Genomic DNA, 14,198 nt, shown 5'->3' on the forward strand with positions numbered 1-14,198 from the left:
GTTACTGCTGCTTTTTTAGCCACTAAAATTATGGACAAGATAGAATATTTTATCATGAAAAATGGGGTGACTATAACCAGCACACAAAAGTGAAACTGGCTACCGCTATAATGATAGGGCTCCAACTTACCTAGAACTGCTATGACAAAATTTGAAACAGAATCCCTAGAAAAGCAGCTACTAAAAATTGGAGAACTAGCCAAGCAAACTGGTGTTGCTGTAGGCACCCTGCGATACTATGAAAGCTTAGGGTTACTAGAACCTGCCTTACGCAGCAGTAGTGGCTACCGTTACTACACAGCCGATGCTGCCAGACAAGTGCAATTTATCAAGAAAGCCCAAAGACTCAACTTTTCTCTTCAAGAAATTCAGCAAATTTTGGCCTCTCGCCGTCAAGGAATAACAGCTTGTCCGCTAGTGCAAGACTTATTAAGTCGCAAAATTGATTTCCTTGAGGAGGAAATTCAGCGCATGAGTGCGTTCAAAGCTGAGTTGGAAGCTTATAAAAAACTTTGGACAAATCGAGCTTCAGACAATCCCGATAGCGAGCCACTTTGCAGTTTGATTGAGGGTGTTCAGTAGGCTTTATCAGTTCGCTATTTCAGCTTTAGCTACCTTCCCGTCTTCAATAACTGGCTGAGGTTGTTGAGGTAGTAAAAAATGCCCAAATTGAGCATACAAAGCTGGCAAAACTAACAGAGTTAAGGCTGTAGAAGTAAACAATCCACCCAACACCACAACCGCCAGAGGTTGTAAAATTTCTTTGCCTGCGCCTGTACCAACTACCAGGGGAACCATGCCTAAAGCAGAGGTAAAAGCTGTCATCAAAATCGCCACCAATCTTTCCATCGCACCTTCTTTAATTACTTGCTTGAAAGGCATTCCCTTGCTTAGTTTTTGATTGAAATTATCCACCAAAAGCAAACCGTTACGAACCGCTACTCCAAATAAGGTGATAAAACCCACAAGTGAAGCTACAGAAATGATGCCACCACCGATCGCAATCGAGAAAATTCCTCCTACTAATGCCAGGGGTAAGTTAATCATAATCATCACCGCACCTGCAAAAGAATGGACAGCAAAGTACATCAGCACCGCAATAATTACTGTTCCTAAGCTACCAAATATGATTATATTTTGGGTAGCTCGTTCTTCTGATTCAAATTGTCCACCATACTGAATAAAATAACCTGAAGGCAAGATTACTTGCTGTTGTACTTGGGTCTTAATTTCATTAACAACTGATCGTAAATCTCGTCCTGACACATTCGCAGCCACAACCAATAAACGGGAAACATTTTCACGGTTGATGGTATTAGGGCCAGTACCATATTCAATTTTTGCGACTTGTGCTAGTGGGATTTTCTGTCCAGAAGGAGTATCAACTAATAAGTTACGGATAGTATCAATATTACTGCGATTTTCCGGTTTCAACCACACCAACAAATCGAATAACTGCTGTTCTTTAAGGACTTGAGATACAACTTTTCCATTCAAGGCAGTTTCTATAGTTTCTGTAAGACTTCCAATGGTAAGTCCGTAACGTGCAGCCGAAGCTCGCTCAAATTTAATCTGTAACTGACGAATAGGAATTTGTTGTTCTAACTGCAAATCAACAATACCTTTCACCTGACTCATAGCTGTTTCTACTTCCTTCCCAATCGCTCTTAATTCTATCAAATCAGGCCCAAAAACTTTCACCGCGATCGCACTTCTCACTCCTGAAAGCACTTCATCCATCCGATGCGAAATAAAGCCTCCCACGCTGGTAGCCACACCCGGTAATTTATTAAATTCCTCTCGAATTTTGGCAATACTTTCTTCTCGCTTTTTAATGCCAATATCGCTCAGTTCTACATCCAAATGTCCTAAATTTACCCCTCCGGCATCAGCATCACCGGGCGCACGTCCCGATCGCAATTGTACTGCTGTAAATCGAGGGTCATCTTTGAGAGCATTCTGCATTGAAAGTCCCATATCATTAGTAGCAGACAGGGAACTCCCAGGATAAAGTAACATTGTATTAACTAAAGATCGCTCTTGAAATTCTGGTAAAAATACTCTTCCTAGTGAGGGAAGCACAATTAAGGAAGCAATAAAAGCAGCGATGGCTGGCAATAAGATGAATTTCGGACGATTAATTGCCATATTCAAAGCTGGACGATAAAGCCGTTGGCTAAATGCCGACACCCAAGTATCATCCGATGGCAATTGACGATTTGCTAATAAGATAGCGCAAAGAGCAGGGGAAAGAGTCATTGCTACAAAAGTAGAGGCCATAATAGAAACTAAATAAGCCACTCCCATTGGGGTAAAGATTCGCCCTTCTACTCCTGTTAAAGAAAAAATCGGCGCAAATACAATAACAATGATTACTGTAGAGAAAATTACACTGGTGCGAACCTCTACCGAAGTGCTATAAACAATTTCAAAATCGTCTTTAGGCTTGCCATCTACTTGATTTTTTTGCAATCCCCGATAGCAGTTTTCCATATCCACAATTGAGTCATCCACAACAGAACCAATTGCTACTGCCAATCCCCCAAGAGTCATAGTATTTATGCCTTCCCCAAACCATGATAAAATCAACATTCCTATCAGCACCGACAAGGGAATGGCGCTGAGAGTGATGAGAGTTGTGCGCCAATTCATCAAAAACATCAGCATGATTACTGAAACAATTATGATGCCATCTCGTAGGGAATCTCGCACATTTTCAATAGCAGAATCAATAAAACTTTCTTGGCGAAAAGTTACTTGTACTTTCACATCCTGGGGTAATCCGGCTTGCACTTCCTCCATTGCTTTTTCAACTGCTCTGGTCACAGTTGGAGTATCAATTTGAGGCTGCTTGTTTACCAGTAAAACCACTCCTCTCTCACCATTAACACTACCATCTCCTCTAGCTAGTGCTGCTCCCAATTTTACCTCTGCCACATCGCGTAATTTGATGGGTTTTCCATCCCTAGATATTACTACTGATTCTGCCAATTCTTCAATGGTTTCAATCCGACCTACGCCACGAATAATTTCTTCGCGATCGGGTGTAATCAAAAAGCCCCCAGACGCATTGGTATTTGATTGCTGTGCCGCTTTTGTGACATCTTCTAAAGAGATATTAAATGCAGTTAATTTGACTGGATCGACCAAAACTTGATACTCTCTAACATCACCTCCATAGGCAATTACTTGTGATATTCCCTGCACAGCAAGTAATCTGTTAGTGACATCTCGATCGACTAACCGTCGCACTTCCATTAAATCAGTATTTGGCTCCTTTCCTTCTGCTTTTAGAGTGAAGGCATACATTAAAATTGTGGCAATCGGAGAAGATACAGGAGATATTTGCGGTTCTTCAACACCTTGAGGCAACTTTGATCGGGTTTGCTGTAAACGTTCAGCAACTAATTGTCTGGCTTGATAAATATCTGTATCGGCTTTGAAAATTACTCGAACAACTGAAATACCTACCGCCGAAGAGGATCGCACGGTTTCTACCCCCGGAGTTCCATTGACTGCGCTCTCAATTGGTAAAGTGATTAAAGACTCTACTTCTTCAGGGGCCAATCCAGAAGCTTCTGTTTGAATTTCTACTTGAGGCGGGGCAAAATTAGGAAAAACATCAAGGGGCATTATAGTTAAATTATAACTACCCAAAAAAGTAACTATTATTGCAGCGATTACAACTAGCCAACGTTGAGCGATCGACCATTTGAGGATTGAGTTGAGCATGAAGTGAAATAGTGGTAATTATTATTTGAGCTACTTTGACATAAGAATATAAAATCAGGAGAAAAAGCGGATTGTTCGCAGAAACTATGTTTATTAAAATTAAGGCTAATTGTCACACTTTATTAGTTCCCGCCACTTTCCGATCGCTCTTGCGACGACCAGCCACAACCCCAACTAAGAAACCTACAGTACATAAGATTGTTCCTCCTGCTACTCCCGCCAACCATAGAGGCATTGGAAAACTATTAAAACTAGCCTCTGTTCCATTGGGAGTTAATGCCGTTTTTTCCTCCGATTCTGAATGTTTACTATCACCTCGCAAAGATTGAGCATAAAGTTGAGGAGCGCGTTGAGTAACTATTAAATCTCCCTCAAACAAGCCACTTTTCACCTCAATTAAATCCCCGGAAGTATTACCTAAAGTAACTTCAACTGCTTGAAAAGCATTGCCATTTTGCAGGTAAACCAACTGCTTCCCATTAGCTTCTACAATGGCTGAGGTAGGAATTGCAAGAACTGGTGTTGTAGTTCGACTGGTTAATATTTCTAATTCGGCAAACATATTCGGTTTGAGGACACCATCACTATTATCAATTTCCGCTTTTACAGGAATAGCGCGGCTTTCACCTTCTACCACAGAGCCAATTAAGTTAATTATTCCGGTGAAAGTGCGGTTAGGGAAACTAGCAATTTTTACCCTGACTTTTTGACCAGACTGGATTTGATTCAGGTCTTTTTCGTAAATATTTGCTGTGGCAAAAACGCTGCTGTCGTTTAAGATACTCATCAGCGGTTTTTCCGCCGAGTTTACTGATTCTCCGAGAGTGATTTCGCGATCGGCTACCGTCCCGGAAATCGGAGCAACTACGGTAACGAGTCCTCGATCGTTGGCAGCACTTCCTAATTGTTGCAGCCGCGCTTGATAGGCTGCGTCAGCCAAGCGAATGCGCGACTGAGCGACTTCGACGGCAGTTTTGCCGCGTTTGACTTGGTTCTCGGCTTCTAGGACTTCCCGGCGACTCTGAGCTCTGGTAAGTTGAGCTTTTGCTTCTGCTACTCTGCCTTGAGATTCCCGCAATTCCCGCATAGGGAGGTCTACTTCGGCTTGTTTAATTTCGGTTTCGGCTTTGATAACTTCAGGACGGCTTTTTGCCTTAGCAACATTGGCTTTGGCTTCGGCGAAGTGGGCTTGCGATTCCAGCATTGTGCGCCGCGCGATCGCCCCTGATGCCACTAATTCTTTGTCGCGATCGAACTGTTCTTTCGCAATAGTTAATTCCGTTTCTGCCCGCGCTATTTCGGCTTGCGCTATTTCAACTTGACGCTGATAGTTTTCTTTAGCGGCTTGCACAACAGAACGCTTGTTTACTAATTCTTGTTCTTGCTGGTACTGCTTAGTTACCGCTGCCAATTGGGTTTGGGCTTGGGCGATTTCTGCTGCAGATATTTGAAGTTGGCGATCGTAATTTTCTTGAGCTAACTTAAAGTCACCCTGCGCCTGCTGCAAATCCCCTTCAGCTTCGGCTCGTTTCGCGATCGATTCCACGCGCAATTGCCCTAATTCCGCACTGGATAAAACAGCAACAGGTTGACCTTTTGATACTTTGTCACCCGGTTTAACTAGCAACTCAACCACTGTGCCGCTGACGGGAGCCCGAACTTCAACTTTTTGGTTGGGTAAAGTCTCAATTTGTCCGGTAGTTTTAATGCCCACAGCCAATCGCTGAGCTTTCACTGACTCAACTTTAATTCCGATCCGCTTCGATGTTTCCGCATCAACAGAAATAGTGGCTGGAATTTGAGTTGTTTCGCCGCTTTGGTGAAATTCATCTCCGTGTCCCGCGTGTGCCAAAACGACAGCCGGAGAACTTAGCAAAATTAGGCTGAACAAAGTTCCAGAAAAGCTGCTAATAATTGCCGGAGATTGAGCATATTTGTGAAATATCATCGTTGGCATTATCCTTGAAATCAGGTTGAGTGCCACAGGTTTAGCAGTTGGTATTTTGCCAAGGTAAGTAAGTGATACCCATTAAGTAAAGTTACTTATTAGCATTTTCCAAGAAGCGACCGCTAAGCAATGACCAAGAGCTAGAAATGCTCTACTCAACCTAGTATTTCACGGTCAAATGAAATTAGGATGAAATTTCGCATCAGCAGCCCAGATGCCCACCGGCTGCTAAAATACCCATATAAGTTGCGCCTAATGACAAGCGATTTTGCTGTAGATTTTTTTCCGTTTTGTTTATCTCTTCTGGCGCTGCAATTTCTTTTGTCAATGCGCTCAGTAGCTCATCTACGGCTGCATTTGATTTATAAGTGGTGTTTAATTCCAAGCTATTCAATATCATAAACTACCCTCTCTATCTATATAGCTTTTTGCTGACTTATCTACTACTTTAGAGGTAGGGCTGATCCATTGTCTACAGTATTATTACGTAATTTTCTACTACTTTAGAGGTAGGGCGGTTCAATTATCTACAGTATGTGTAGGTACTCTCAAGAAACTGAGGTGGAGTCAGACAAATGCTGACAGCCACAGTCGAGCTACATTACTTTGTCTACCAAGGTTGTCGCCACTTTTTCATTTGCTCAATTTCTGGGCTTTGTGAAGCAAGTATTTCCTGAACTATTGACCTACTGTGATTCATGTCACTCCTGTTGTGGATTTGTGTCACGTTTTTTTAGGTGAGCTAAATTACTGTTTGTACCAAGCCTGCCGCCACTGTTTCATTTGCTCAATTTCTTGCTTTTGCGAAGTCAGAATTTCTTGAGCTAATTTCTTCATTTCCGGCCGTTTCGACTTCTTCAAAACATCTTCAGCCATCACTAAAGCTCCTTCGTGGTGGGGAATCATCGCATTGATAAATCGCAAGTCAAATTGGTCGTCAGCGGCCCCTAAATCCATGCTCATCATCATGCTTTGCATTTGTTCTGGAGTCATGGCCATCATGTGACCCATGGGAGCGTGATAAGCCATCGGCGTACTGCTGGCTTTGGGATACCAAGCTTTTCGCCACTCTTTCATTTGATTTATTTCGCGGTTTTGAGCAGCAATTATATCAGTGGCAAGTTTTTTCATTTCCGGGCGTTTGGATTGTTTAAGCACATCTTGAGCCATGTTTACAGCACCTTGATGGTGTACTGTCATCCCATCAATAAATCGCAAATCGTAGTCGGCATCAGCCGGGCCTAAATCCATTGACATATCGTGATTCATGCCATGATTCATACCACCCATGCCGCCGCCTTGTGCCACGTTTTGCTTGTTGTTTGCTTCGGTTGCAGCCGTAACGTTTGGGGCTTGAGTTTCACTGGAGGGGGCTTTTGAACAAGCTGCAAGCACTCCACTGGTTAAAGCGGCTGTGGCGGTCAACATCAGTGCTGCAAAGCCTGTTTTCAATGAAATTGGTTTCATAGAGCTTATATCCTTAAAACGGCCATTAATCTTCAGCTTTTCACATATAAATGAAATTAGGATGAAATTTTTGCGGTGAACTTGTAAAGAATTATTGCTCTGCCCTCGATCGCACTCAAAGTTAAGATTTACAGAACTCACTTGAACCTGATTATGTAGGGTACGCAGTGCGCGCCTTACGCCTATGGGTAGCGTGTCAAACCACTTTTTTCATAATTCCTGATTTATTTTACAATTCCCCTTGACTCTCCTGTGGACTGGAGACTTTACAATGGAGTTAATTCATTGATTGAGCAGAGTAGTTTCTGCTGAGGTTGAAATTATGACTTTACAGCTAAAAGTTCCTAAGATGGCTTGTTCTGCTTGTGCGACTACAATCACAAAAGCAGTCCAAGCCATTGACTCAGCCTCAAAAGTTGAGGCCGATCTCAAGACAAAATTGGTCACGATTCAAACAGCTAAGTCAGAAAGTGAAGTTAGGAAAGCGATCGCATCGGCGGGCTATCCAACTATTTAAAGACAAAGGGTAAATGTCTCATTGAGGATGGCATATATGGATAATCTCACACTTAGATTGCGGGGCATGAGTTGTGCTTCTTGTGCTTCATCTATCGAACAAGCCATTCAATCTGTTCCCGGCGTACTTGAGTGTCATGTCAATTTTGGGATGGAACAAGCAACCATCCAATACGACTCCCAGCAAACCAACTTAGAAACTATTCAATCGGCGGTTGACGATGCGGGATACGAAGCTTTGCCGCTTCAAGAAATGGCGGCGCCAGAGGATGATTCCGAACAAGCCGATCGCAAATCTGAATCTCAAACCTTGCAGCGAAAACTCTGGACAGCAGGTATCATCAGCATCCTGCTAGTTGTGGGCGCTATTCCAGCGATGACCGGCTTGCACCTGCCATTTATTCCCGCGTGGCTGCACAATTATTGGCTGCAATTAGTCCTGACATCCCCCGTACAATTTTGGTGCGGGAAATCGTTTTATGTGGGAGCTTGGAAATCCCTAAAACGGCGGGTGGCGACAATGGATACTCTGATTGCCTTGGGTACAAGTGCTGCTTACTTTTATTCTGTATTTGTGACATTTTTCCCAGGCTTATTCACAGCCCAAGGTTTAAATTCTGGCGTTTACTACGAAGTTGCCGCCAGCGTTATTGCCTTAATTTTGTTGGGGAAAACCCTAGAAAATCGGGCGAAGGGAGAGACTTCCGAAGCCATTCGCAAACTCATGGGTTTGCAAGCAAAAACTGCTCGGATAATTCGCAACGGGGAAGAGTTGGAAGTGCCGATCGCCCAAGTGGAGATTGGCGACATCGTGCAGGTGCGACCGGGAGAGCAAATCCCCGTAGACGGAGATGTAATTGAGGGTGCTTCGACGGTAGACGAAGCAATGGTTACGGGAGAAAGTTTGCCTGTCAAAAAGCAGCTTGGCGACGAAGTTATCGGAGCCACAATTAATAAAACTGGCAGCTTCAAGTTTCGGGCGACAAGAGTTGGCAAAGATACATTTTTAGCGCAAATTGTCAAGATGGTGCAAGATGCACAGGGTTCAAAAGCACCGATTCAAAAGTTAGCAGACCAAGTAACTGGTTGGTTTGTTCCCATAGTAATTGCCGTCGCTTTAGCTACTTTCATTATCTGGTTTAACGCGACGGGAAACTTCACTCTCGCCACCGTGACGATGGTGGAAGTGCTGATTATTGCCTGTCCCTGCGCTTTGGGTTTGGCGACTCCGACTGCTGTGATGGTGGGAACTGGGAAAGGTGCAGAAAACGGGATTTTAATTAAAGGAGCCGAGAGTTTAGAATTGGCTCACCAAATCCAAATTATCGTGTTAGATAAAACTGGAACTCTCACAGAAGGCAAGCCGACTGTAACTGATTTTGTGACAATTAAAGGAACGGCGAACAGCCATGAGTTAAAGTTGCTGCAATTGGCGGCGTCAGTAGAGCGAAATTCGGAGCATCCTTTGGGGGAAGCTGTTGTTAGATATGCTCAATCCCAAGAGGTAAATTTGACGGATGTTAAGAATTTTGAGGCGATCGCGGGGAGTGGGGTGCGCGGGGTTGTAGGCGGAAAGTCGATCGTCTTGGGAACGCTGAGGTGGATGCAGGAACTAGGCTGCGATACTGAATATCTGGAACTGCGCGCGAGAGCTTTGGAAGCTGCGAGCAAAACGGTTGTTTGGATGGCTGTAGAAGGCAAAATAGAGGCAATTCTGGGCATTGCGGATGCTCTCAAACCATCGTCAGCGCAGGCGGTGAAAGCACTTCAAAAACTTGGTTTGGAGGTGGCGATGCTGACGGGGGATAACCGCGCGACTGCGGAGTCGATCGCCCAATCCGTGGGCATTACTCGTGTTTTTGCGGAAGTTAGACCCGACCAAAAAGCAGCTCAAATTCAAGCCCTGCAACGGGGAGGAAAGATTGTGGCGATGGTGGGAGACGGGATTAACGATGCACCGGCTTTGGCCTTAGCAGACGTAGGAATTGCGATCGGCACCGGCACAGATGTGGCGATCGCCGCCAGCGACATTACCTTAATTTCAGGAGATTTGCAAGGCATAGTTACAGCAATTAAGCTTTCCCGCGCCACCATGCGGAACATCCGCGAAAATCTGTTTTTTGCGTTTATTTATAACATCGCTGGAATACCGATCGCGGCGGGAATTTTGTACCCCATTTTTGGCTGGCTGCTAAATCCAATTATCGCCGGTGCAGCAATGGCTTTCAGTTCAGTCTCTGTAGTTACTAATGCTTTGCGATTACGGAACTTTCAAGCCAAATCTAGTGCATAAATTTGGAGGAATGAGAAAAATGTTACACCATCGTCAATTTTGGGGAAGTCTCGCGAGTTTAGGACTTGTGATGGGAATTGCATCGGGAGTTCAAGCTGCCGAAATGTCCGTCCCGCATTCTACTTCAACGACTCAATTCCGCAGCATTGAACAGCCACTAGGTTTAAAAGTTGGCGTAACAATAGGTGGTTTGACATTAATAGGTTTGGAATTGTGGTGGTTTTTGTTCAGTAAAGCTAAAGGGCAGAAAGCTGAATATATTCAGGGGATACAAGAGTTGACTATTACTGTAGACGGGGGTTATGAGCCTGCCACTGTAGTTGTGAAAGCAGGTAAATTAGTCCGGCTCAATTTCTTGAGGCGCGACCCCAACAGTTGTCTGGAAAAAGTGTTGTTACCAGATTTTCACATTGTGCGCGAATTACCTCTAAATCAGGTGACGGCTGTTGAATTCACCCCTCAAAAACCTGGACGATACTTATTTACTTGCGGCATGAATATGTTTAGGGGTGTGGTGGAAGTACAAAGCTAAATCAAATAGACAGTTATCAACCTGTGGCAATTGCGACGGTTGAGGCGCGAGTTTTTTCAGCAAGAAATCGCTAAAATAGATTAAAGCTTAAAAAATTTGGAGTGAGCTAAATGCAACTACTACACACGATGCTCCGAGTCGCCAACCTGGAAGAGTCCCTCAAATTTTACACCGAGGTTCTGGGCATGAAATTGCTGCGGAAAAAGGACTATCCAGACGGTAAATTTACTCTGGCTTTTGTGGGCTACGGCGATGAATCAGACACTACAGTTTTGGAGTTAACATACAACTGGGGCGTCACAGAGTACAATTTGGGTGATGCTTACGGTCATATTGCGATCGGCGTTGACGACATTTACGGTACTTGCGAAGAAATTAAAGCCCGCAGCGGTAAAGTTATTCGGGAACCCGGCCCGATGAAGCACGGTTCAACTGTCATCGCTTTTGTGCAAGATCCAGATGGATATAAAGTTGAATTAATTCAACTGGCAAATCAAGGTAGCAGCACCCAGAAAGTAGCAGCAACAACCGCATCCTAAATTTCTTAAGAGGGGGAAGGGGAAGGAAAAACTATCTTCCCTCTTCCGTTTTCCTTTTGACAACAGTCGTACCCACAACTGTCAACTGTCAACTGTCAACTGAAACTTTTAATGCGATCGCACCGACGGTACAAACTGTTGCAAATAAATTTTTTGCCACAATATAGAAAAACTGCTCCCTATTTGGCTTAAGCTATCAAATTTTGGAAGTAATTTAGATTCTCGGCGCTGGTTTAAAGCAGCGATCCCAGAAAAAAATACAGATAATACTAGCAAAAATACTACTATCACACTAAATAAAATAGTCCAATAAACTAAAAATTCGCTTGTGTAGCTGACCGCGAATATCCACTTAATCACTAAATCCGATAAATACAAAAACAGCCCTACTGAAAACCCCACCCTGAATAATAGCCACGTCCACTTAAACATATCTGTTGCAGTCTTGCTATTTTTGGACGCAGAAAGTTCTAACTCTCTAATTTGGCTGTTAATATTTGAGGTGATTTCATACAAAGTATGCTGCAAAGCATCTCTGATATAATTGAGTTCATTGTCCAGGTTTATGCACTGCTCGGATGTACTTTTATCCAAGCTCAGGTTTTGGATTTGTTTGCGGTGCGCCGCCAGTTTATTGTCTAGAGTGTAATCCCATTTTTCTAGCCGATCTACAGTCAAATACAAAAGTTCCCTATTAGCATCTAACAACCTCTGGCAATTTATGATTGACTTAACTAACTTGCTGAGATTGTTGATATGCTCCTCTAGAGTATTTTGGGATTCCCTTTGTGTAGCTGACAATAAACTTGCGAGTTCGACATCCCGATCGCCACACAGCGACAAAGCCTCACCATACAAGTCGTCAATTTCCATTTGACCGAAATACAGTGACGCTTTGTACTCTTCTATTTCGGGAAGAGTCAGACATTCTAAGGGCTGATATTTTACCTTAAATTTATATACCAGCGCTGTCATAATCTGCGCCGATTTTCGGTCTAGCTTATCTTTGTAAGGTTCTAAAATAATTGTAGCTAAATTTTTTACTTTCGCTTCCGGGTGGTGCAGGAACTCAAAAATTTTGGCAAGTATTTTAGAGAATTCCCAGTCATTAAAATTATTTTCTGCAACTTCCAAAAAGTTTGTTACCGCTGCATCGTTTTCAGCATTCAATTTGTACGGGCCCGTAAGTGCGATCGCAGCAAATACTCGATCGATCCAAAACAGATATTCTTCGCAATCCATTGGCAGACTGGGCAGCAGCCAGCTAGGGCCGTACACCCAAAAATCGAGACAATTCTCATATTCCTTGTGGCTGTCATGTCTGCTGCTGTCACCTAAAGCAATTTTGTTGCTTGCTAATAGTTGAATTTGCTCTTCTACAACCCGTCGCTCAATTTCCTCTGCATTGATTGTGGCATTGACAGCACCTTCCTTGCCTTGCCATTGGCCTGCTTCATCCAACCAAATTGACTTAATACTAACAGCCGCAGACCACCGAATTAAAGGAGTCGCTCCCCCTCGCGCTTCCTGTTCTAACGCCGCCAGCAGATTTTTGCTAAAATCACTTGCTCTAGCTTCTCTCTCACTTGATATCAGCCCCTCTCGCACATTCCCCAATGCCTGAATTGCCAAAGCCCGAAATAGCAAATTCGGATGCGGTTTTCTGACGGCTTGCGGTATATTTTCTCTGAATATTCCGCTGTTGGGTACGCCCAAAACTTCAGCAAAAGGCTCGATGCCGCACTGTTGCAGGAATTTTTCAACTAGGTTTATTCTTTGCCAAGGTTGAGTATATTTAGTGAGAAGGAAGATGAGTGCTGTGCCGCTGCACCCCCTTGACTCAGGGATGTTAGTGCGATCGAGTTTCCACACATTGCTCGTCATAATTTGTCGCCATGACAATTGCTAGATATGGAGGCCGTTGTTGGATGCTGAATTCAGCATTACATTTACTATGGCTTTTTGTCAATATTAGTCTTGGACGCATAGGGAGTTATCAACCCGGTTTCACGAGTAAGTTTATTATAACTCAAGCCTAGATTTTTCCTATAAACCTAGTTGATCAAGGCCAATGTGCGTCCCGAACTCAATATATTATTTAGCAATAATTGGTCAAATGTCACACTTTTAGATTTTGCCACGAAACTCAACCTACTAAAGTCATTTTTTTGTCGGATCTTTTAAGATTTTGTCGCTCACCATTTTGTCAACGATTAAGTCGCTGATAATTTGAGCTCCGTGGGATGTAAAGTGCAAGCCGTCATTATTTTTTACATAGCCTCGCTTACCAGATTTATTAGCCATTACAGGAACAAATTTTCCGGCTTTTCCAAAAGTGTCCCAAGTAGAAATAAATTCGATTTTGGATGAAGATTTGCTGGCATTTTTATAAATATCGTTCATGATGGGAAAAGCTTTGAGATACGGAGATTTGTTAGGGATCGATTGACCGACCCAATACACTTTTCTGACGGATGACGAATCCAGTAACTTGGCATATCTTTCAACTCTTTCTTGATAAGCTTTTTGCCATTCCTTGGTCAGGACAGCGCGGCCTTTTCCTTGAGAATCAATGATATTTTGACGATCATTTGCTCCGAACAAAACTATCACTACATCCGGCTGGTAATTATTAAGAATTTGGCGAGTTCTGGCATACCAATCATAATAATCTATCCGATTTAATCCAGTCGAGACCTTATAGTCTATTTTGGTATCGGCGATATTGTATTTTTTCTTAAGAGTGTACTGGAGTTGAATTCCTAAGTCGAACATTACCGAATCTCCAATAAATAAAAATTTGCGATAAGGTATGGTCAGTTTGGGTTTAGCTGGAGTTGTTTTTTTAACTGGGGTTGGTTTTTTAACTGGAGTTTGTTTTTGAGGATTAGCAGGCTTTGGGGGTTCAACGGCAGCTTTTGTTTCGGTTTTGACAGGAGGAATTTCTGCTTCTTTGGGGAGGCTATCGAAGTTAATATCTTTAATTTTGCTCCAAAAATCTTGTTCTGATTTTCTGAAACCGTCTATTTCGATCTGGCGCGCTGCTTCTTTGATTTCTGCACTGGCGAAAGGAGTTGAAGCAAAGCTTTTTAGAAATAATGATAAGTTTGAAAATATTAAAGTGAGAATTACAGAAGTAACAATCAGCAAAATTTCCCGGTCTTTCATATT

At 43.1% G+C, this 14,198-nt stretch carries 11 protein-coding genes; 5 read left to right on the forward strand and 6 right to left on the reverse strand.

All coding sequences use genetic code 11. From position 1 onward, the window contains the following. The first annotated feature begins 141 nt into the window (after positions 1 to 141). Positions 142 to 582, forward strand: coding sequence for a heavy metal-responsive transcriptional regulator (locus QUB44_RS08165; protein ID WP_333365363.1), 441 nt, complete (start codon positions 142 to 144; stop codon positions 580 to 582). 6 nt (positions 583 to 588) lie between these two features. Here the strand turns inward: QUB44_RS08165 and QUB44_RS08170 are convergent, their stop codons facing one another. From QUB44_RS08170 to QUB44_RS08185, 4 genes are all read right to left on the reverse strand, one after another. Continuing rightward, a complete protein-coding gene (locus QUB44_RS08170) occupies positions 589 to 3,732 on the reverse strand; it encodes an efflux RND transporter permease subunit (RefSeq protein ID WP_333365366.1) in 3,144 nt (1,047 codons plus the stop codon). 112 nt (positions 3,733 to 3,844) lie between these two features. After that, positions 3,845 to 5,689 carry an efflux RND transporter periplasmic adaptor subunit gene (locus QUB44_RS08175; RefSeq protein ID WP_333365369.1) on the reverse strand — a complete coding sequence of 615 codons (1,845 nt, stop codon included), beginning with the start codon at positions 5,687 to 5,689 and terminating at the stop codon, positions 3,845 to 3,847. A 193-nt stretch (positions 5,690 to 5,882) separates the two neighbouring features. After that, on the reverse strand, positions 5,883 to 6,080 hold the full coding sequence (locus QUB44_RS08180) for a hypothetical protein (RefSeq protein ID WP_333365372.1): 198 nt from the start codon (positions 6,078 to 6,080) through the stop codon (positions 5,883 to 5,885). Between the two features lie 347 nt (positions 6,081 to 6,427). Next, positions 6,428 to 7,147, reverse strand: coding sequence for a DUF305 domain-containing protein (locus tag QUB44_RS08185; RefSeq protein ID WP_333365374.1), 720 nt, complete (start codon positions 7,145 to 7,147; stop codon positions 6,428 to 6,430). 322 nt (positions 7,148 to 7,469) lie between these two features. On the opposite strand from QUB44_RS08185, the gene QUB44_RS08190 reads away from it, so the two are divergent. The 4 genes from QUB44_RS08190 (at position 7,470) to gloA (ending at position 11,027) form a co-directional block, all read left to right on the forward strand. Then, the gene (locus QUB44_RS08190) at positions 7,470 to 7,664 is read left to right on the forward strand and encodes a heavy-metal-associated domain-containing protein (protein WP_333365377.1); all 195 of its coding nucleotides are present in this window, start codon (positions 7,470 to 7,472) and stop codon (positions 7,662 to 7,664) included. 36 nt (positions 7,665 to 7,700) lie between these two features. Beyond that, positions 7,701 to 9,956, forward strand: coding sequence for a heavy metal translocating P-type ATPase (locus tag QUB44_RS08195; RefSeq protein ID WP_333365379.1), 2,256 nt, complete (start codon positions 7,701 to 7,703; stop codon positions 9,954 to 9,956). 19 nt (positions 9,957 to 9,975) lie between these two features. Then, entirely contained in the window at positions 9,976 to 10,488 is a 513-nt protein-coding gene (locus QUB44_RS08200; RefSeq protein ID WP_333365381.1) for a cupredoxin domain-containing protein, read from the forward strand. A gap of 110 nt (positions 10,489 to 10,598) precedes the next feature. Beyond that, on the forward strand, positions 10,599 to 11,027 hold the full coding sequence (gloA, locus tag QUB44_RS08205; RefSeq protein ID WP_333365384.1) for a lactoylglutathione lyase: 429 nt from the start codon (positions 10,599 to 10,601) through the stop codon (positions 11,025 to 11,027). A 108-nt stretch (positions 11,028 to 11,135) separates the two neighbouring features. Here the strand turns inward: gloA and QUB44_RS08210 are convergent, their stop codons facing one another. Together QUB44_RS08210 and QUB44_RS08215 are read right to left on the reverse strand one after the other, a co-directional pair. Then, positions 11,136 to 12,911 carry a hypothetical protein gene (locus QUB44_RS08210; RefSeq protein ID WP_333365388.1) on the reverse strand — a complete coding sequence of 592 codons (1,776 nt, stop codon included), beginning with the start codon at positions 12,909 to 12,911 and terminating at the stop codon, positions 11,136 to 11,138. 276 nt (positions 12,912 to 13,187) lie between these two features. Beyond that, the gene (locus QUB44_RS08215; RefSeq protein ID WP_333365391.1) at positions 13,188 to 14,195 is read right to left on the reverse strand and encodes a DUF459 domain-containing protein; all 1,008 of its coding nucleotides are present in this window, start codon (positions 14,193 to 14,195) and stop codon (positions 13,188 to 13,190) included. Between the last annotated feature and the right edge of the window lie 3 nt (positions 14,196 to 14,198).

The sequence above is a fragment of the Microcoleus sp. AT3-D2 genome (assembly GCF_036705715.1).
Taxonomy (GTDB): Bacteria; Cyanobacteriota; Cyanobacteriia; order Cyanobacteriales; family Microcoleaceae; genus Microcoleus.

Coding starts and splice junctions, on each gene's coding strand:
- QUB44_RS08195 (WP_333365379.1), top strand. CDS start 7,701: ATGGATAATCTCACACTTAGATTGCGGGGCATGAGTTGTGCTTCTTGT.
- QUB44_RS08190 (WP_333365377.1), top strand. CDS start 7,470: ATGACTTTACAGCTAAAAGTTCCTAAGATGGCTTGTTCTGCTTGTGCG.
- QUB44_RS08165 (WP_333365363.1), top strand. CDS start 142: ATGACAAAATTTGAAACAGAATCCCTAGAAAAGCAGCTACTAAAAATT.
- QUB44_RS08210 (WP_333365388.1), bottom strand. CDS start 12,911: ATGACGAGCAATGTGTGGAAACTCGATCGCACTAACATCCCTGAGTCA.
- QUB44_RS08180 (WP_333365372.1), bottom strand. CDS start 6,080: ATGATATTGAATAGCTTGGAATTAAACACCACTTATAAATCAAATGCA.
- QUB44_RS08175 (WP_333365369.1), bottom strand. CDS start 5,689: ATGCCAACGATGATATTTCACAAATATGCTCAATCTCCGGCAATTATT.
- QUB44_RS08170 (WP_333365366.1), bottom strand. CDS start 3,732: ATGCTCAACTCAATCCTCAAATGGTCGATCGCTCAACGTTGGCTAGTT.
- QUB44_RS08215 (WP_333365391.1), bottom strand. CDS start 14,195: ATGAAAGACCGGGAAATTTTGCTGATTGTTACTTCTGTAATTCTCACT.
- QUB44_RS08200 (WP_333365381.1), top strand. CDS start 9,976: ATGTTACACCATCGTCAATTTTGGGGAAGTCTCGCGAGTTTAGGACTT.
- QUB44_RS08185 (WP_333365374.1), bottom strand. CDS start 7,147: ATGAAACCAATTTCATTGAAAACAGGCTTTGCAGCACTGATGTTGACC.
- gloA (WP_333365384.1), top strand. CDS start 10,599: ATGCAACTACTACACACGATGCTCCGAGTCGCCAACCTGGAAGAGTCC.